We start from the raw sequence: 16,573 nt of genomic DNA, 5'->3' as shown, positions 1-16,573 counted from the left end.
CCTGCGGCGTTAGCATCGCATATTCAGGTTCCAGGGCGCGGCCCAGTTGCCCGGCAAGACCACCCATAGCGGCCTGCAGGTGCCCCCGGATGTCGGGCGAGCGGCCGATCCAGACGGCGGCCGCTCCGCAAGGTCGCTGATCGCTACTGTTGGACCCGCTCGTTCTTGGCGGGTGGGCTTTCGGCGGTCGATGGCGCTTCCTGCAGCGTCGTCGCCGAGGCGGGGTTGATCAGCAGCAGCGCCGGCTTGCCGTCCTTGTCGGTCGCGCTGACCACGTAGGAGGTCGGCAGCACCGTGATGTCCTTGTAGCCGTCCTGGCTCAGCTTCTCCCGGATCTTGTCCGGCATCGACTGGCCGTCGGCGTCGTCCTCGGCAGGGGTCGGGGTCGGGGTCGCTGCCGCTGGCAAGGCGGTGAGCGCCAGGGCAATCGCCGTCAGCGCCGGCAAGAGGAGGGGGCGGGCCACGATCGGAAACCCCCGGGCTACTGCTGGATGATCTCGTCCTTGCTGTTGTCGGGGACCTGTGCGGTCGACGGGTTGTCGGGCCCCTTCATCATCGTCGTCGAGGTCGGCCCGATCAGCATCATCACGCGCTGGCCGTTCTTGTCCTTGGCGCTGACGACGTAGGAGCCGGGCGCCACCTTGACGTCCTGATAGCCATCGGCCGCCAGCCGATCGCGGATCTTCTGCGGTACGCTCTGGTTCGGGTCCTCGTCCTTCGACTGCGCCCAGCTCACGCTCGTCACACTCGAGGTGAAGGCCACGGCCGAGACGGCCGCAAGGATCGTGCGCCATGTCATGGACGCCTCCTTGATGCGTTGCCTAGCAAACGGTCGAGAGGGACGGCTGTTCCAACGGTCCAGGGGCGATCAAATCTTTGCAGCGTTCGTGCGTGGTCTCACTTTGGGCTCGCATTCGTTCCGCTCACCCCCTCTAATGGAAGAGGTGGGAAGGGTGGTGGATTGACGTTCGTCCTGGAGCATCGACAGACCGGGGATACGCAGGTTCTGGGCGGTTGGGGCTACGCTTGGGGTGCCCTGCTGGGCCCGGTTTACCTTCTCGCCAAGGGGTTCCTTGGCCTGGCTCTGGTGATGATCCCGATCTCGGGGCTCGTGTTCACGGTCGGCGGGACCATGATCGTGCTGATGGCGTTCGCCAGCCCCTCGGCCGAGGTCACGACGATCGTCGGCTTCTTCCTGGCGGCGCTGGTGTTCGCGGTGCACGGCTATCTCGCCGTCCAGTTGCTGCGCACCGGCTACCTGCGGCAGGGCTACCGCGAGGGCTACTACTAGAGTCTACTGCCGGCGTGATCGATTTCCGCCCCGCATCGCCGGAAGACGAGGCGCTGATCGCGCGCCTCGATGCGCTCTGCTTTCCGGTCGATGCGCCGCCCGTCTTCGCCGGCGCACGCTGGCAGATCGGCTGGGACGGCGCGGCGCCCGCGTGCTACTGCGCCTGGAAGCCGGTCGAGCACGACGGCGTCGCGGTCGGCTTCCACTATCGCGGCGGCGTGCTGCCCGGGTGGCGCGGCCGCGGCCTGCAACGACCGATGCTACGCCTGCGCGAGGCCGAGATGCGCGCGCAGGGGCTCACGCTTGCCGTCACCTACACCGACGCCGACGGCGCCGCCTCGATGCGCAACCTGATCGCCGAGGGCTATCGACCCTACGCGCCGACGCCCACCACGACGCTGTCCGGCCTCGGCCGATTGGGTAGAGTGGGCTTCGTGCACTGGGAGAAACGACTCTAGCCGGGACAGCGCTAAGCCGCCCGCGGCTGGATGGTCTTGAGCTCGCCCGCAATCTGGCGCCGGCGCTCCATCAGTTCGTGGTCGGCCTGAAGTCGGATGAAGAACCCGTCGGACATCCCGAAATAGCGAGCCAGGCGAAGATCGGTGTCGGCCGTAACGGCCCGCTTGCCCTGGACGATCTCGTTGATGCGGCGCGGCGGCACGCCGATCGCACGGGCCAATGCGTTCTGGCTGATGCCCATCGGCTTCATGAATTCCTCGACGAGGATCTCGCCGGGATGCGGGTTGTGGAGCACTCCCGCCTTTGCAGGGCGCCTAACGATGGTAGTCGACGATTTCGACATCCTGTGGTCCTCCGGCGGTCCAGACGAAGCAGATCCGCCACTGGTCGTTGATCCGGATGCTGTGCTGTCCGGCACGATTACCTCGCAAAGATTCCAGTCGATTGCCCGGCGGCACGCGCAGGTCGGTGAGCTCTAGTGCCGCGTTGAGAATGCGCAGCTTGCGCAGTGCCACGTTCTGGATGTCCGACGGCAACCGTCGGCTTCCTTCGCCATGCCAGATGCGCGCCGTCTCGGTATCGCGGAAGCCTATGATCAAGCGTCTATAACGTATAGCGTCATAGTACAGCAGTCAAGTCTGCTGTTGCTCGCGCCGAGGTTTGTTCGCCATGATGGTGCAAAGCCAGATCGAGGAAACCCCATGCAGGACCGTCACATCGGCGACGTTCGAGTCACGCGCATCGAGGAGCAGATGGGGCCGGGCTTTCCGGCCAAGGACTTCTTTCCCGAGTTCGACGCGGAGACCTTCGCCGCCGAGCAGCATTGGCTGGCGCCGAGCTACTACATCCCGGAGAGCGGGCGGCTGCTCGCCTCGATCCATTCCTGGCTGGTGCGCACCGGCAAGTACACCGTGCTGATCGACGCCTGCAGCGGCAACCACAAGCCGCGCCCCGGCATGCCGCGCTTCGACATGCTCGACACCAGGTATCTCGACCGCCTGCGCGAGGCCGGCGTGCAGCCCGAGGAGATCGACTTCGTGATGTGCACGCACCTGCATGTCGATCACGTCGGCTGGAACACCAGGCTCGAGAACGGCAAGTGGGTGCCGACCTTCCCCAACGCCAAGTACGTGATGTCGACCACCGACCACGATCATTGGGCCGCGGCGGCGAAGAAGCCCGACACCGAGGAATACCAGGTCAACACCTACAACGATTCGGTGCTGCCGATCGTCGAGGCGAAGATGGCCGAGTTCGTCTCGGGCGAGCACGCGATGTGCGGCTGCTTCAAGATCAAGCCGGCGCCCGGCCACACGCCGGGACAGATCCGGCTCGATCTGGAGTCACGCGGCAAGCGCGCGATCTTCGCCGGCGACGCCCTGCACAATCCGGTGCAGGTGCCGCTGTGGAAGTGGAACAGCCGCTTCTGCGAGGATCGCGCGCTCGCCGCCAGGAGCCGCAACACCCTGCTCGGCGATTGCGTCGAGCAGGGCGCGCTTTTGATGCCGGCGCACTTCGCGCCGCCGCACGCCGCCTACGTCAAGGCCAAGGGCGACCGCTTCGAGCTGGACTGGGACTACGACAACGCCAGAGGGCGTTGAGGGGAAGGGCCTAGCGGCCCTTCCAGTTCGGCTTGCGTTTCTCGGCGAAGGCACGCGGGCCTTCGACCGTGTCCTCGCTCCGGGTCATCGCGACGAACGCCGGATAGTGGAGGTTGTGCATCGCGACCTCGAGCGTCGGCACGTCGAGCGAGCGCATCACCGTCTGCTTGGTGGCGCGCACCGACATCGGCGAGCAAGCGAGGATATCGCCGGCCCACTTCCTGGCCGCCGTCATCAGCTCGGCGTGCGGCACCACCTGGGTGACGAAGCCCAGCTCGTAGCCTTCCTGCGCCGGCACGTGCCGGCCGGTCAGCAGCATGCCCATCGCCTTCTTCAGCGGGATCATGCGGCTGAGCCGCTGCATGCCGCCGGCGCCGGCGGCGAGGCCGACCTTGGGCTCGGGCAGGGCGAAGGTCGCCTTGTCCGAGGCGACGATGATGTCGGCGGCGAGCGCGATCTCGAAGCCGCCGCCCATGGCGACGCCGTTGACCGCGGCGATCACCGGCTTCTCGAGGTCGAAGCGGTTGGCGAGGCCGCCGAAGCCCTTGGCCGGATGCACCGGGCGCTTGCCGGTCTTCTTCTGGATCTCGGCGTGGTACTTGAGGTCGTTGCCGGCGCAGAACGCCTTGTCGCCCGCGCCGGTGATGATCGCGACCCACAGCTCCGGATTGGCATGGAACTCGTCGAACGCGTCGACCAGCTCCTGGTTCGCCATGGGATGGCAGGCGTTGTAGACCTCCGGCCGGTTGATGGTGACGATCATCAGGCGGCCGTCGGTCTCGACCTTGCTGTACTCGCCCATGGATGTTCCCTCTGTGTTGCTGTCAGCGGCGGTTTATCGCAGGCACCGCCCCACAAAGGAACCAAATGCCTGATACCTGAACAACTGCCGAGGGGAAGAACGGCCTGACGAAAACACACCCCTCGTATGTTCGTGGTCCCTATGTCGTTTGTTGGTTCTCGTGTCGTCGCGGTACTCCTCGCCGCGGTCGCGCTCCCCGTTCTCTGCCAGCCTGCCTTCGCCGCCGACACCAAGCGTCCGGCCGCGCCGTCTGCTGCCGTGAAGGCGCCGGAGCCGTCGGGCGCCGAGCTTGTGGGTAAGTTGCTGCGCGAGCAGAACGGCCCGTCCGACCCCGACGTGCCGTTGCCGCAGCGCGGACTGGGCACGAGCGAGGCGCCGGCCTCGCCGTCCCTGCCGGGACCGCAGGTGTTCGGCCGGCGCGAGGAGGGCGGCGGCGTGTTCGGCTTGAAGTTTCCGATCCCTGTCGCGCGCGGCGGCGCCAATTAGCGCACAAGATGTGGGGCGGCTAATTCGCACCTCGCGGTGTGAAAAAGCCCGCGAAATCTGCACTGTTGCCTCGCGGCCACAGCGCCGCCGTGAATCCGCCGCGCTTCTTGCACCGCACCAAGGGTGGTGTTTATATGCCTCGCGGCTGGCGCTCACCCAGCCCGTCGCTCATCAGGACTTTTCGAGGGGAACAATCTTATGAAGAAGGCATTGCTCGCCGCCGCTGCTTTGGTGGCGCTGCCGGTCATGGCCCAGGCGCAGACTGCCGCGCCGGGTTTCTACGTCGGTGCGGAAGGCGGCCTGAACTGGCTGCTCAACACCTCCATCCTCGGCAGCAGCATCACCCCGCAGACCGGCTTCGCGGCGGGTGGCGTGATCGGCTACGACTTCGTCGGCCCGCGCGTCGAGCTGGAAGGCGTCTACCGCAACAACCAGCACAATGTCGGCTTCCCCGGCCGCGCCGTGAGCAACCAGATCGGCCAGCTCGGCATCCTGGCCAACCTGCTCTATGACTTCGCGCCCGGCTCGACGATCACCCCGTATGTCGGCGCCGGCGCCGGCGTCGCTTTCGTCGACGGCGACTCGTCGCTGGGCAGCACCCAGTTCGCCTACCAGGGCATCATCGGCCTGGGCTGGAACGTCGACACCAACTTCCGCATCAACCTCGACGGCCGCTACTACGGCACGACCAACCCGAGCGTCGGCGGCACCACCTGGAGCAACAACAACTTCAGCGTGATGCTCGGCCTGCAGATCAAGTTCGGCCCGGCCGCCCCGGCCGCGCCGCCGCCGCCGCCGGAAGTGAAGACGACCTCGTTCATGGTGTTCTTCGACTGGGACCGCTCGAACCTGTCGGCCCAGGCGCTGAGCACGATCAAGCAGGCGGCCAACGCCTTCAAGACCACGGGTAACGCCCGCATCACCGCGACCGGCCACACCGACAAGTCGGGTCCGGAGAACTACAACATGGCGCTGTCGCTGCGCCGTGCCAACGCGGTCAAGGATGCCCTGGTGCGCGAAGGCGTGCCGGCGACGGCGATCTCGGTGGTCGGCAAGGGCGAGAGCCAGCCGCTGGTCCCGACCGCCGACGGCGTGCGCGAGCCGCAGAACCGCCGCGTCGAGATCGTGCTCCAGTAAGACCTATCGAAACGTCAGTTTCGCGAGACGGCCGGGGCAACCCGGCCGTTTCGTTGTTTTCAGGCCCGCTTTTCGGGTTGGCGGGGGGCTGACCCGCCTCTATATCCGGGCCTAGAGCGGTTTCCGACCAGATGGAGCCGTTTGCGGCTCCATCTGGTCGGAAACGCGCGCACGGACGATAGTGTTGAGAGAGGACACATTCCGTCCGGCTGAGCCGGACCGAATGTGCTCTAGGAGAATCATATGCCGCAAGTGCTGATGCCCAAGGCGACCGCCGTCTGGCTGGTCGAGAACACGACGCTGACATTCGACCAGATTTCGGCCTTCACCGGCCTGCATCCGCTCGAAATCCAGGCGATCGCGGACGGCGAGGTGGCCGGCGGCATGACCGGGCTCGACCCGACGGTCAACGGCCAGCTCACCAAGGAAGAGATCAAGCGCGCCGAGGGCGACGCCAATGCCCGGCTGAAGCTCAGCCCGCGCGACGTGCCGGAACCCATCGCCCGCTCCAAGGGCCCGCGCTACACCCCGGTCGCCAAGCGCCAGGACCGGCCGGACGCCATTGCCTGGCTGCTCAAGGTCCATCCCGAGCTGCAGGACAGCCAGGTCGCCAAGCTGGTCGGCTCGACCAAGAGCACGGTGCAGTCGGTACGAGACCGTACCCACTGGAACATGCAGAACGTGCGGCCGCGCGATCCGGTGACGCTCGGTTTGTGCACGCTGAAGGATCTCAACGACGCGGTCGACAAGGCGCGCCGCAAGGCCGCCCGCGAGGACGCGGCGCGCAAGAAGTCGGCCGCCGCCGCCGGCGAGCCCGCGCCTGCGGCTGAGCCGGCCGAAGCGGTCGATCCGTCGGAGGCCGATCAGCCCGAAGTCGATCAGCACGACGACGAGCACGACGAACACGACGAGCACCGGCATTAGTCTCATTGGACCGCGCGCATCCTGCGCGCTCATGAATCATGAGCGAGCTGGAAGCTCGCGGTCCAAAAGAATCAAACCGCCAGCATCACCTTGCCGACATGGTCGGCGCGCTCGAGCTCGGCATGCGCTGATGCCGCGTCCTTGAGCGCGAAGGTCTTGTGGATGATCGGACGGATGGTGCCGGCCTCGAGCAACGGCCACACCTTCTCCTTCAGGCCTTGCGCCATGCGCGCCTTGCTGGCGATGCTCTGCGGCCGCAGCGTCGAGCCGGTGAGGGTGAGCCGGTTCACCATCACGAGCGCGGCGCTGACCTCGGCCTTCGCGCCGCCCAGCAGCGCGATCACCACGCAGCGGCCGTCCGGCTTCAGCAGGGCCAGGTTCTTCGGCAGGTAGTCGCCCGCCACCATGTCGAGAACCACGTCGACCTTGTCGGCGAGCGTCTTCACCTCGGCCGCCCAGTCGTTGTCCTTGTAGAGGATCGCCGTGGCGCCGAGCCTGGTGACGGCCTCCGCCTTCTGCGCGTTGCGCACCGTGGTGAAGACCGTGGCGCCGAACGCCTTGGCGAGCTGGATCGCGGTCGTGCCGATGCCGCTCGCGCCGCCATGGATCAGCACCGATTCGCCCGCCTTGAGCTGGCCGCGCTCGAAGAGATTGTGCCAGACGGTGAAGTAGTTCTCCGGCAGCGCCGCGGCCTGCAGCATGTCGTAGCCCCTGGGCAGCGGCAGGCACTGCGGCGCGGGCACCGTGCAGTATTCGGCGTAGGAGCCGCCCGGCGTCAGCGCGCACACCGCGTCACCGATTTTCCATTCGGTCACGCCCTCGCCCAGCGCGGCGATCGTGCCCGCCGCTTCGAGGCCGGGCAGGTCCGAGGCGCCCGGCGGCGGCGGATAGGTGCCGGCGCGCTGCGCCAGGTCGGGCCGGTTCACGCCGGTCGCGGCGACCTTGATCAGGACCTCGCCGGCCGCGGGCTTCGGCACCGGACGCGTCGCCGGCACCAGCACTTCCGGCCCGCCAGGCTTCGAGATCTCGACGCACATCATGGTTGCGGGAAGCGCGCTCATGCTTGGCCTTTCGGAGTCGCGACTATGGCCGCGAGCGGCCATAGCGCTTAATGGGAGGCGATGGTAGGTCTCAATTAGCCGCTTCCGTGGAGCCACGCCATGGCCTTCGAAACAGACGATCTCGATCCCCGCAACGCCAAGAAGAAGCCCCTGAACCTCGACGACATGAACATCGAGGATCTCAGGGAGTACGTCGCGACGTTGACGGCCGAGATCGAGCGGGTCGAGGCCAAGATCAAGGCCAAGCAGAGCCACGCCTCGGCCGCCGCGTCGTTCTTCAAGAGGTAGTCCATGTCGCTCGAGGGTAAGGCCGCCATCGTCACGGGTTCGACGAGCGGCATCGGGAAAGCCATTGCCGAGGCGTTCGCCGCGCAGGGCTGCAACGTCATGCTCAACGGCTTCGGCGACAAGGCGGCGATCGAGGCGCAGCGCGCCGGGCTGGCGAAGACGTGCAGCGTGAAGGTCGCCTATCACGGCGCCGACATGACCAAGCCGGCCGAGATCGCCGACCTCGTCGCCAAGACCCAGGCGTCTTTCGGCAGCGTCGACATCCTGGTGAACAACGCCGGCATCCAGCACGTCGCGCCGATCGAGAACTTCCCGCCCGAGAAGTGGGAGGCGATCATCGCCATCAACCTCAGCGCGACCTTCTACGCCATCCACCACGCGCTGCCGGTCATGAAGGCGGCCAAGTGGGGCCGCATCATCAACATCGCCAGCACGCACGGCCTCGTCGCCTCGGCGCAGAAGGTGGCCTACGTCGCGGCCAAGCACGGCATCGTCGGCCTGACCAAGGTGGTCGGCATGGAATGCGCCGACACCGGCGTGACCTGCAACGCGATCTGCCCCGGCTGGGTGCTGACGCCGCTGGTGCAGGCGCAGATCGAGGCGCGCGCCAGGGAGCAGGGCATTCCGGTCGACCAGGCGCGGCGCAACCTGCTGGCCGAGAAGCAGCCGCAGCTCCAATTCACCACCCCCGAGCAGATCGCGGGGCTGGCGCTGTTCCTCGCTTCCGACACCGCTTCCAACATGCAAGGCGCGCAGCTCGTCTCCGACGGCGGCTGGACCGCGCAGTAGGGAGAGCCCGCAAGGGATCAACATGGCCGAGCCTAAGTTCCTCAAGCCCGACACGCTGGCCCTGCATGCGGGCCAGCATCCCGATCCGGCCACCGGCGCGCGCGCCGTGCCGATCTACCAGACGACGTCGTACGTGTTCCGCGACGTCGACCACGCCGCGAGCCTGTTCAACCTCGAGGTCGGCGGCCACATCTACAGCCGCATCTCCAACCCGACCGTCGCAGTGTTCGAGGAGCGCGTGGCGGCACTCGAAGAGGGATCGGGCGCGCTGGGCGTGTCGAGCGGCCAGGCGGCGCTGCATATCGCGATCGCGACCCTGATGGGGCAGGGCGGGCACATCGTCGCGTCGACCTCGCTCTATGGCGGCACGCGCAACATGCTGGCGCTGACCCTGCCGCGCTTCGGCATCACCACGACCTTCGTCAACCCGCGCGACCATGACGGCTTCGCCAAGGCCATCACGCCGGCGACGCGGCTGGTGCTGGGCGAGACGATCGGCAATCCCGGCGGCGAGGTGCTCGACATCCCGGCGATCGGCGAGATCGCCCATGCGGCGAAAATTCCGCTGATGATCGACAACACCTTCGCCTCGCCGGTGCTGTGCCGGCCGCTGACGCTCGGCGCCGACATCGTCTTCCATTCGGCGACCAAGTTCATCGGCGGCCATGGCGTGGCGATCGGCGGCGTGATCGTCGATTCAGGCCGCTTCGACTGGGAGCGCTCGGGCAAGTTCCCGACGCTGACCGAGCCCTATGCCGGCTATCACGGCATCGACTTCACCGAGGAGTTCGGCCCGCAGGCCTTCATCATGCGCGCCCGCGCCGAGGGCGTGCGCGACTTCGGCTCGTGCCTCGCGCCGCAGAACGCCTTCTACCTGCTGCAGGGCCTCGAGACCCTGCCGCTGCGCGTCGCCAGGCACGTCGAGAACGCGCGCACGGTGATCGACTTCCTGAGGAAGAACCCGGCGGTCGAGCGCATCGCCTCGCCGGAGCTGCCCGACCATCCCGACCACGCGCTGGCGAAGAAGCTGCTACCCAAGGGCACCGGCTCGATCTTCTCCTTCGACATCAAGGGCGGGCGCGAGGCGGGCCGTCGCTTCATCGAGCGGCTGAAGCTGTTCTCGCATCTCGCCAATGTCGGCGACGCCAAGTCGCTGGTGATCCATCCGGCCTCGACCACGCACGCCCAGCTCGACGCCGAGGCGCTGACGGCGGCGGGCATCGGCGAGGGCATGATCCGGCTGTCGGTCGGTCTCGAAGATCCCGAGGATTTGCTCGACGATCTCGGCACGGCGCTGCGCGCGTCGCAGAGGGCCTGACGATGAAGCTCAGCATCGACGGCCATGCCGTGTTCGCCACCACCGGCGGCACGCATTTCGATCCGGCCAGGCCTGCCATGATCTTCCTCCATGGCGCGGGTTTCGACCGCACCACCTGGCGCCTGCAGACCCGCTGGTTCGCCCATCACGGCCGCAGCGTGCTGGCCGTCGACTTCCCGGGCCATGGCTGGTCGGAGGGTGCGCCGCTCGACAGCATTGCCGCGATGGCCGACTGGACGGCGAAGCTGATCGACGAAGCCGGCGTGAAGAGCGCGGCGCTGGTCGGCCATTCGATGGGTGCGCTGGTGGCGCTCGACTGCGCGGCGCGTCACGGCGGCAAGGTTCGGGCGCTCGGCCTGTGCGGCGTCGCCTCGGAGATGCCGGTGCATCCCGAGATGCTCGAATCGGCGAAGGCCAACACGCTGAAGGTGCAGGAGCTGATGACCTTCTGGGGCATCGGCAATGCGCTGCACAAGGGCGGCATGACCGCGCCCGGCCTGTGGCTGCGCCGCGAATCGCTGGCGGTGCTGTCGGGCAACAAGGCGGACGTCATCTACACCGATCTCGCCGCCTGCAACGCCTACAAGGACGCGCTGGCGCGCGCCGCCAGCGTGAAGTGCCCGACCGTGGCCGTGCTGGGCGACGGCGATCTCATGACGCCGCTGCCCAAGGGCAAGGTGCTGACCGCCGCGATCAAGGGCGCGGTCGGCGTCGTCGTCCCGAACTGCGGCCACTTCATGATGATCGAGCGCCCCGACGAAACGCTGGATGCGTTGAAGGCCTATGTGTGACGGTCCTGTCGTCCTGAGCGAAGCGAAGGACCTCATGGCGCTTCAAGCGGGACGCTGTGGGCAATCGCCCTTAGGTCCTTCGCGACGCTCAGGACGACAGAAGCCATGACCAGCAAAGTCGCGCTCGTCACCGGCTCGACCTCGGGCATCGGCGCGGCGATCGCGCGGCGTCTCGTGAAGGACGGCTACATCGTCGCGCTGCATTCCGCCCGTTCCGCCGAGACCGGGCAGGCGATGGCCAAGGAGCTGAACGGCAGCTACCATCAGGCCGATCTCGCCGATGAAGCAGCGACCCGCGCGCTGGCCGCCTCGGTGCTCGACCGGCACGGACGGCTCGACGTGCTGGTCAACAATGCCGGCCTGTCGATCCGCATCCCGCATGCCGACCTCAAGGCGGCGACGCCGGCGCTGTGGCGCCAGATGCTCGACGTCAACCTGATCTCGCCCTTCCTCCTGGTCGCCGAGGCCGAAGCTGCGCTGCGCCAGACCAAGGGCTCCATCGTCAATATCGGCACCCATGCCGGCGCGCGGCCCAAGGGCTCGTCGATCCCCTACGCCGCCTCGAAGGCGGCGCTGCACCACGTGACCAAGCTGCTGGCGCTGGCCCTTGCCCCCGATGTCCGGGTCAACGCGGTGGCGCCCGGGCTGGTCGAGACGCCGATGACGGCCAACTGGCCGGACTTGCTGGAAACCTGGAACACCCGCGCGCCGATGCGCCGGCCCGCCAGGCCCGAGGACATCGCCGATCTGGTGGCCGCCTTGATCGCCAACGACTACGTTACCGGGGAAATCGTCATCGCCGACGGTGGGCTCAACCTCACCTAGCCAAACGACGGAGGAAACCAATGAACGTCCAAACGCTGCCGCCGGGCTACAAGGTCGCCCCCTGGGCGCCACCCGAGCAGATCACGGCCAAGATGCTGGGCGAGGCCTCGGCCAAGCTGATCGACCTCTTGCGCATCCGCACCCAGCCGATCGGCATGAAGCTGTTCGAGAACCCGGCCGACATGGAGAAGATCCAGGGCGTGCGCAAGCCGACCGACGGCTTCAAGTTCACCATGTGCCAGATGGTGACCCAGTCGCGCTGGTACGGCTTCACGCTCGGCATCACCGTCGACAACACCCGCGGCGGCAATTGCGGCGGCGTGGTCGGCCTCAATCATCCGGGCGAGGGCTTCCTGTCGGGCGACCACATGAACGGCGTATGGTTCGGCAACAAGGAGGCCTCGGCCGCGCACCAGGCGCAGATGCCGCGCGTGCCCGACGGCACCTACAACGGCCTCGTCGTGTCGCCGCTGCGCTCGGCGCGGCTCGATCCGCCGGACATCTGCCTGTTCTACGGCACGCCCGGCCAGATGATCTATTTCATCAACGGCCTGCAGTTCCATCGCTACCGCCGCTACGACTTCACCGTCACCGGCGAGAGCGCCTGCGCCGATTCGTGGGGCCGCGCTCTCGCCACGCGCCAGACCTCGCTGTCGCTGCCGTGCTACGCCGAGCGCCGCTACGGCGGCGTCGCCGACGACGAGCTGCTGATGGCCTGCCCGCCCGACGAGTTCCTGCGCGCCATCGAGGGCATGGGCCATCTCGGCAAGAACGGCCTGCGCTATCCGTTCCCGCCCTATGGCGCGGCGATGGACCCGGCCTTCGGCATGGCCAAGAGCTACGGCTGACGTGCTCTATGTCGTCGCCTGGCCGCTGCTGAGCGAGGCGGACGACACGGCCTTGCGTCGCCTCCGGGCGCAGTACCATTCAAGCGAGGCCGAGATGATCGGCCCGCATTTCACCCTGGTGTTCGGCGCGCCGGCCGAGCGCGAGCCGGCGCTTCGCGAGGCGCTCGCAACGATCGACCGCCGCCCGTTCTGGTTCCTGATCGACCGCATCGCGCGGCACGATCATTACCTCTTTGCCGAGCCGTCCGACGGCGCGGCCGAGCTCACCGAGCTTTACGACGCGCTCAATCCGACGCCTGGCCCGGTGCCGTTCGAGCCTCACATCACGCTCGGCCTGTTCGCGCGTGCCGCCGAGGCCGAGCAGGTGGCGCGCATCGTCGGGCGCCAGCACCTGCCGATCCACGGCCGGGTCGAGGCGCTGGCGCTGCTCCAGCGCACCGACCAGGGCCTCGATACCTTGCTGACGGTGCGGCTCGAGTGAGAGTGCTGCGTCGGCTCGGCCTCGCGCTGCTGCTCGCGGTGGCGGCGCTGTTCGCCTTTGGCCGGCCGGTCGCCTGGACCGAGGCGGCGCTGATCATGTGGGACGTCGCGGCCGGCGGACAGCCGACCCTGTGGCAGAGGGTGACCGATCGGCCGCGCGAATATCCGGCGAAGTGGGCCGACGGCGAGGGCGACGTCTATGCCCCGGCCGGCCGCGTGCGCGCCGCTTTGGTGCTGGTGCCGGGCGCCGCCGTGCTGGGCCGCGACGAGCCGCGGCTGCAGGCGCTCGCCCGCAGCTTCGCGCGCGCCGGCTTCGTCGTGCTGGTGCCGGAACTGCCGGAGGTGCGCCGGCTCGCTTTGTCGAAGGTCGATGCCGACCGCGTCGCCTCGGCGCTGCGCCAGTTGCGGCAATGGCAGCCCGGCCAGCCGCTCGGCGTTGCCGCAGTCTCCTACGCGGTGGCGCCGGCGGTGATCGCCGCGCTCGAGACCCAGCCGCAGTTCATCGTCGGCATCGGCGGCTACCACGACGCGGAGGCGGCGATCCGCTTCGTCACCACCGGCGTCTTCCGGCCGCTCGGCGACGCGCGCGAGTACCGGGTGGCGCCGAACGATTATGGCCGCTGGGCCTTCCTGCTCGCCAATGCCGGCCGGCTCGACGATCCTAACGACGCGGCCGTGCTGCAGGCCATCGCCATGGCGCGCTTCCGCGGCGGCGCCGACATCCCGGCGCTCGCCGCCCGGCTCGGCCCCGACGGACAGGCCGTGCTGGCGCTGGTCGAGAACCAGGACCCCGATGCGGTGACGCCGCTGGTCGCGGCGCTGCCCGAGCGGGTGCGGCGCGAGATCGACGCGCTCAATCTCGCGCTCTACGATCTGTCGACGCTGCGCAGCCATCTCATCCTGGTGCATGGCCGCGGCGATCCGCTGGTGCCCTACAGCGAGAGCCAGGCGCTGGCCGCCGCGGCGTCGAACGCGCGCGTGTCGCTGTTCCTGGTCGACGAGCTCGGCCATGTCGACTTCAACGCCGTCACACTGGCCAATGCCTGGACGATGGGCCACGCGATCGACGCGCTGCTGAGCGAGCGGCGGTAGCGCGGGCTTCTGGGGATAACTCGTCCCTGGCGACGCGCATTATGGGCAATGGAACGGGTTTTCGACCGCGGAAAAGGCCCTGTTTTCTCGCGTCCATTGCCCATAATAGGTCCCTGAAAGGGCGGTGCGTATTCTCCTGCAGCCACTGAGGAGAACGCACATGTCAGACACTTCCGATTTTCGTCAATCCAACGGCCGCTTCGCCAAGGGCCATCCCGGCGGTCCCGGCCGGCCGCGCAATCCCGTCAGCACCACGGCGATCGAGCTCGATCGCGTCGGCAGCGAGGTCGCGCACGAGCTGATGAGCGCCACCATCGAGCGGGCGCGCCGCGGCAACCTGCGCGCCACCGAGCTGGTGCTGCAGCGCGTCTGGCCGGTGCGGCGCCATCGCCCGATCGAGCTCGAGCCGCCGTCGGGCGACGGCCTGCGCAACCTGCTGGGCGAGCACGCGACGCTCGCGCAGGCGATGATGAACGGCGACATCACCCCACAGGACGCGCAGGCGACCGTGCGCGTCTTCAAGGCGCTGCAGGAGCAGATGCGCCGCGCCGACTACCAGGCCGAAACGGTGGGCCTGCCAAAAACGGCGAAAACGGCATGAAACCGGTGACGGCCCCGGCGCTATCTCCAGAGCGGCGGCAGCGGCGGCAGGCGGACATTGCCCTGCCGCGCCGAGATGCCGAGCCGCGCCAGCGCCTCGCGGATCTCGCGCGGCGCGCGGATCGCGGGCGCGCGGACATCGACGCCGACCAGGCGCAGCACGCGGTCGACGATCTTCTGCAGCCGGTCGCTCTCGGCCGGGAAACGGCGGACGCGGATCGGCTGGCCCTCGTCGATGCCGGCCTTGGCCTTGGCGATGCTGAGCGCGAGCTGCAGCCCGCCGAGCTCGTCGACCAGCCCGGCGCGCTTGGCGTCGACGCCGGTGAAGACGCGGCCGCGCGCGGCGGCGTCGAGCTTGGCGGCGTCGAGCTTGCGCGCTTCGCCGACCTGTTTGGTGAAATCGGCGTAGATCACGTCGAGCACGCGGTTGATCGCCTGGCGCTGCGTCGCGCTCGGCGGCCGGAAGGTCGAGTACATGCCGGCGTTCGGGCCGGTGGCGAGACGCTCGACGTTCACGCCGAGCGTCGTCAGCAGCTCGGTCGCGACCGGCCAGATGCCGAACACGCCGATCGAGCCGGTGATGGTGGCGGGCTGGGCGACGATCACGTCGGCGCGCACGGCCGCAAGGTAGCCGCCGGAGGCCGCGACGTCGCCCATCGAGACCACGACCGGCTTGCCGGCGCTGCGGGCGCGCGCCACGGCGTCGGCCATGGCGTCGGCCGCCGGGTAGGTGCCGCCGGGCGAATCGATGCGCAGCACGATCGCCTTCACCTGCTTGGCGCGCGAGGCCGAATCGAGCGCGTCGACCACGTCCTCGGCGGTGGCGCGCGAATCGTCGCCGAGCAGGCCGTCGTCGCCCGAATCGGAGGTGATGGTGCCGACCGCGCGCACCAGGGCGATGACGTCGCCGTTCGGCCGCGGCCGCTTGTCGTCGCCGCCGTACTCCGACAGCGTCACCAGTTCGCGCGTCGAGCCGGCGCGCTGCCAGACCGCGTCCATGGCGTCGGTGCGATAGCCGAGCTTGTCGACCAGCCCTTCCTTCTCGGCGCGCTCGGATTCGAACGGTGCCGAGTCGATCAGCTGCTTCAGCTTGGCCGAGGGCAGCTTGCGCTCGCGCGCCACGTCGTCGATGAACTGCCCGTACAGCCCGTCGATCAGCTGCTGCAGGTTCTCGCGCGCCGATGCGGTGAAACCGGTCTCGGTGAAGGAATCGGGCGCGCTCTTGTATTCCCAGCGTTTGCCGCCCTCGACCTTGACGCCGAGCTTGTCCAGCCCGCCGCGCAGGAAGGGCGATTCGACCGCCAGCCCCATCACCGCGAAGCCGCCGCTCGGCTGCAGCCAGATCTGGTCGAGCGCCGAGGCGAGATAGTAGTCGGCGAAATGGTCGCCGTTGCCGCCCAGCCCCTCGGCGAAGCCGACCGCGAACTTGCCCTTGCCACGGAAGCGGGCGATCGCCTGGCGCAGCTCCTGGACGCGGCCCAAACCGGCAGCGTCGTCGCCGATCTCGACATAGAGCCCGACCACGCGCGGATCGTCGGCCGCCTGCCAGAGCAGTTGCACGGTGTCGACGAGATCCTGCTTGTCGCGCCACAGGCTGCCCAGCACGCCGCCGGCGCTGCGCTCGCTCGGCATGCGCCGCAGGTCGAGCGACAGCACCATGGACTCGGGCAGGGCCTTGGGCGCCAGCGGGCCGGTGGTGACGAAGATCACCGCGCCGGCGATCGCGAGCACCGTTACCGTGCCGATGGTGGCCAGCAGGCCGACGATGAACCGCCGCATGG

22 protein-coding genes are annotated in these 16,573 nt (G+C 68.4%); 15 read left to right on the top strand and 7 right to left on the bottom strand.

Features of this window, described 5'->3' with window-relative positions; translation table 11 throughout:
* Positions 1 to 143: 143 nt before the first annotated feature.
* On the bottom strand, positions 144 to 464 hold the full coding sequence (locus tag J0J01_RS19385) for a hypothetical protein (protein ID WP_296383567.1): 321 nt from the start codon (positions 462 to 464) through the stop codon (positions 144 to 146).
* Positions 465 to 481: 17 nt separating this feature from the next.
* Complete coding sequence (locus tag J0J01_RS19380) at positions 482 to 799, bottom strand: hypothetical protein (RefSeq protein WP_296383565.1); 318 nt, start codon at positions 797 to 799, stop codon at positions 482 to 484.
* A 162-nt stretch (positions 800 to 961) separates the two neighbouring features.
* Here J0J01_RS19380 and J0J01_RS19375 point away from each other — a divergent pair, with 162 nt between their 5' ends.
* Positions 962 to 1,291: a hypothetical protein gene (locus tag J0J01_RS19375; RefSeq protein ID WP_296383564.1), complete on the top strand. Its 330-nt coding sequence runs from the start codon at positions 962 to 964 to the stop codon at positions 1,289 to 1,291.
* Between the two features lie 14 nt (positions 1,292 to 1,305).
* A complete protein-coding gene (locus J0J01_RS19370; protein WP_296383562.1) occupies positions 1,306 to 1,749 on the top strand; it encodes a hypothetical protein in 444 nt (147 codons plus the stop codon).
* 11 nt (positions 1,750 to 1,760) lie between these two features.
* Here the strand turns inward: J0J01_RS19370 and J0J01_RS19365 are convergent, their stop codons facing one another.
* Together J0J01_RS19365 and J0J01_RS19360 are read right to left on the bottom strand one after the other, a co-directional pair.
* Complete coding sequence (locus tag J0J01_RS19365; protein ID WP_296383561.1) at positions 1,761 to 2,093, bottom strand: HigA family addiction module antitoxin; 333 nt, start codon at positions 2,091 to 2,093, stop codon at positions 1,761 to 1,763.
* Positions 2,065 to 2,349: a type II toxin-antitoxin system RelE/ParE family toxin gene (locus J0J01_RS19360; protein WP_296383559.1), complete on the bottom strand. Its 285-nt coding sequence runs from the start codon at positions 2,347 to 2,349 to the stop codon at positions 2,065 to 2,067. Before J0J01_RS19360 ends, J0J01_RS19365 begins: the two co-directional genes overlap by 29 nt.
* 102 nt (positions 2,350 to 2,451) lie before the next feature.
* On the opposite strand from J0J01_RS19360, the gene J0J01_RS19355 reads away from it, so the two are divergent.
* Positions 2,452 to 3,351, top strand: a complete 900-nt coding sequence (locus J0J01_RS19355; RefSeq protein ID WP_296383557.1) for an MBL fold metallo-hydrolase — start codon at positions 2,452 to 2,454, stop codon at positions 3,349 to 3,351.
* A gap of 10 nt (positions 3,352 to 3,361) precedes the next feature.
* Here the strand turns inward: J0J01_RS19355 and J0J01_RS19350 are convergent, their stop codons facing one another.
* Complete coding sequence (locus tag J0J01_RS19350) at positions 3,362 to 4,153, bottom strand: enoyl-CoA hydratase-related protein (RefSeq protein WP_296383555.1); 792 nt, start codon at positions 4,151 to 4,153, stop codon at positions 3,362 to 3,364.
* A gap of 141 nt (positions 4,154 to 4,294) precedes the next feature.
* Here J0J01_RS19350 and J0J01_RS19345 point away from each other — a divergent pair, with 141 nt between their 5' ends.
* The 3 genes from J0J01_RS19345 to J0J01_RS19335 all read left to right on the top strand — a co-directional run bounded on the left by J0J01_RS19345 (position 4,295) and on the right by J0J01_RS19335 (position 6,700).
* Complete coding sequence (locus tag J0J01_RS19345) at positions 4,295 to 4,639, top strand: hypothetical protein (RefSeq protein ID WP_296383553.1); 345 nt, start codon at positions 4,295 to 4,297, stop codon at positions 4,637 to 4,639.
* Positions 4,640 to 4,837: 198 nt separating this feature from the next.
* Positions 4,838 to 5,776 carry an OmpA family protein gene (locus tag J0J01_RS19340; RefSeq protein ID WP_296383551.1) on the top strand — a complete coding sequence of 313 codons (939 nt, stop codon included), beginning with the start codon at positions 4,838 to 4,840 and terminating at the stop codon, positions 5,774 to 5,776.
* A gap of 243 nt (positions 5,777 to 6,019) precedes the next feature.
* On the top strand, positions 6,020 to 6,700 hold the full coding sequence (locus tag J0J01_RS19335) for a cell cycle transcriptional regulator TrcR (protein ID WP_296383549.1): 681 nt from the start codon (positions 6,020 to 6,022) through the stop codon (positions 6,698 to 6,700).
* Between the two features lie 71 nt (positions 6,701 to 6,771).
* Here J0J01_RS19335 and J0J01_RS19330 read toward each other — a convergent pair whose 3' ends face one another.
* Positions 6,772 to 7,761: an NAD(P)H-quinone oxidoreductase gene (locus tag J0J01_RS19330; RefSeq protein WP_296383547.1), complete on the bottom strand. Its 990-nt coding sequence runs from the start codon at positions 7,759 to 7,761 to the stop codon at positions 6,772 to 6,774.
* Between the two features lie 99 nt (positions 7,762 to 7,860).
* On the opposite strand from J0J01_RS19330, the gene J0J01_RS19325 reads away from it, so the two are divergent.
* The 9 genes from J0J01_RS19325 (at position 7,861) to J0J01_RS19285 (ending at position 14,793) form a co-directional block, all read left to right on the top strand.
* A complete protein-coding gene (locus J0J01_RS19325) occupies positions 7,861 to 8,049 on the top strand; it encodes a DUF1192 domain-containing protein (protein WP_296383546.1) in 189 nt (62 codons plus the stop codon).
* A 3-nt stretch (positions 8,050 to 8,052) separates the two neighbouring features.
* Positions 8,053 to 8,838 (top strand): 3-hydroxybutyrate dehydrogenase, encoded by a 786-nt coding sequence (locus J0J01_RS19320; protein ID WP_296383544.1) that lies wholly within the window; start codon positions 8,053 to 8,055, stop codon positions 8,836 to 8,838.
* 22 nt (positions 8,839 to 8,860) lie between these two features.
* Positions 8,861 to 10,156, top strand: a complete 1,296-nt coding sequence (locus J0J01_RS19315) for an O-acetylhomoserine aminocarboxypropyltransferase (protein ID WP_296383542.1) — start codon at positions 8,861 to 8,863, stop codon at positions 10,154 to 10,156.
* A 2-nt stretch (positions 10,157 to 10,158) separates the two neighbouring features.
* Complete coding sequence (locus J0J01_RS19310) at positions 10,159 to 10,947, top strand: alpha/beta hydrolase (RefSeq protein ID WP_296383541.1); 789 nt, start codon at positions 10,159 to 10,161, stop codon at positions 10,945 to 10,947.
* A 105-nt stretch (positions 10,948 to 11,052) separates the two neighbouring features.
* The gene (locus J0J01_RS19305) at positions 11,053 to 11,772 is read left to right on the top strand and encodes an SDR family oxidoreductase (protein WP_296383540.1); all 720 of its coding nucleotides are present in this window, start codon (positions 11,053 to 11,055) and stop codon (positions 11,770 to 11,772) included.
* A 92-nt stretch (positions 11,773 to 11,864) separates the two neighbouring features.
* Entirely contained in the window at positions 11,865 to 12,620 is a 756-nt protein-coding gene (locus J0J01_RS19300) for a DUF169 domain-containing protein (protein WP_296383790.1), read from the top strand.
* Position 12,621: 1 nt separating this feature from the next.
* Positions 12,622 to 13,101 (top strand): 2'-5' RNA ligase family protein, encoded by a 480-nt coding sequence (locus J0J01_RS19295; protein ID WP_296383538.1) that lies wholly within the window; start codon positions 12,622 to 12,624, stop codon positions 13,099 to 13,101.
* Positions 13,098 to 14,192: a hypothetical protein gene (locus J0J01_RS19290; RefSeq protein ID WP_296383536.1), complete on the top strand. Its 1,095-nt coding sequence runs from the start codon at positions 13,098 to 13,100 to the stop codon at positions 14,190 to 14,192. The genes J0J01_RS19295 and J0J01_RS19290 overlap by 4 nt, the downstream gene beginning before the upstream one ends.
* 160 nt (positions 14,193 to 14,352) lie before the next feature.
* Positions 14,353 to 14,793, top strand: a complete 441-nt coding sequence (locus J0J01_RS19285; protein WP_296383534.1) for a hypothetical protein — start codon at positions 14,353 to 14,355, stop codon at positions 14,791 to 14,793.
* A gap of 20 nt (positions 14,794 to 14,813) precedes the next feature.
* Here the strand turns inward: J0J01_RS19285 and J0J01_RS19280 are convergent, their stop codons facing one another.
* On the bottom strand, positions 14,814 to 16,571 hold the full coding sequence (locus tag J0J01_RS19280) for a S49 family peptidase (protein WP_296383532.1): 1,758 nt from the start codon (positions 16,569 to 16,571) through the stop codon (positions 14,814 to 14,816).
* Between the last annotated feature and the right edge of the window lie 2 nt (positions 16,572 to 16,573).

This window comes from Reyranella sp. (genome assembly GCF_017305915.1).
Classification (GTDB): domain Bacteria; phylum Pseudomonadota; class Alphaproteobacteria; order Reyranellales; family Reyranellaceae; genus Reyranella.
This window is presented reverse-complemented; position numbering and strand designations above follow the sequence as displayed.

Excerpts from the sequence above, each read along its gene's own strand:
- J0J01_RS19350 (WP_296383555.1), bottom strand. The coding sequence starts at position 4,153 with ATGGGCGAGTACAGCAAGGTCGAGACCGACGGCCGCCTGATGATCGTC.
- J0J01_RS19305 (WP_296383540.1), top strand. The coding sequence starts at position 11,053 with ATGACCAGCAAAGTCGCGCTCGTCACCGGCTCGACCTCGGGCATCGGC.
- J0J01_RS19345 (WP_296383553.1), top strand. The coding sequence starts at position 4,295 with ATGTCGTTTGTTGGTTCTCGTGTCGTCGCGGTACTCCTCGCCGCGGTC.
- J0J01_RS19380 (WP_296383565.1), bottom strand. The coding sequence starts at position 799 with ATGACATGGCGCACGATCCTTGCGGCCGTCTCGGCCGTGGCCTTCACC.
- J0J01_RS19330 (WP_296383547.1), bottom strand. The coding sequence starts at position 7,761 with ATGAGCGCGCTTCCCGCAACCATGATGTGCGTCGAGATCTCGAAGCCT.
- J0J01_RS19340 (WP_296383551.1), top strand. The coding sequence starts at position 4,838 with ATGAAGAAGGCATTGCTCGCCGCCGCTGCTTTGGTGGCGCTGCCGGTC.
- J0J01_RS19310 (WP_296383541.1), top strand. The coding sequence starts at position 10,159 with ATGAAGCTCAGCATCGACGGCCATGCCGTGTTCGCCACCACCGGCGGC.
- J0J01_RS19355 (WP_296383557.1), top strand. The coding sequence starts at position 2,452 with ATGCAGGACCGTCACATCGGCGACGTTCGAGTCACGCGCATCGAGGAG.
- J0J01_RS19300 (WP_296383790.1), top strand. The coding sequence starts at position 11,865 with ATGCTGGGCGAGGCCTCGGCCAAGCTGATCGACCTCTTGCGCATCCGC.
- J0J01_RS19280 (WP_296383532.1), bottom strand. The coding sequence starts at position 16,571 with ATGCGGCGGTTCATCGTCGGCCTGCTGGCCACCATCGGCACGGTAACG.
- J0J01_RS19365 (WP_296383561.1), bottom strand. The coding sequence starts at position 2,093 with ATGTCGAAATCGTCGACTACCATCGTTAGGCGCCCTGCAAAGGCGGGA.
- J0J01_RS19320 (WP_296383544.1), top strand. The coding sequence starts at position 8,053 with ATGTCGCTCGAGGGTAAGGCCGCCATCGTCACGGGTTCGACGAGCGGC.
- J0J01_RS19285 (WP_296383534.1), top strand. The coding sequence starts at position 14,353 with ATGTCAGACACTTCCGATTTTCGTCAATCCAACGGCCGCTTCGCCAAG.
- J0J01_RS19315 (WP_296383542.1), top strand. The coding sequence starts at position 8,861 with ATGGCCGAGCCTAAGTTCCTCAAGCCCGACACGCTGGCCCTGCATGCG.
- J0J01_RS19335 (WP_296383549.1), top strand. The coding sequence starts at position 6,020 with ATGCCGCAAGTGCTGATGCCCAAGGCGACCGCCGTCTGGCTGGTCGAG.
- J0J01_RS19325 (WP_296383546.1), top strand. The coding sequence starts at position 7,861 with ATGGCCTTCGAAACAGACGATCTCGATCCCCGCAACGCCAAGAAGAAG.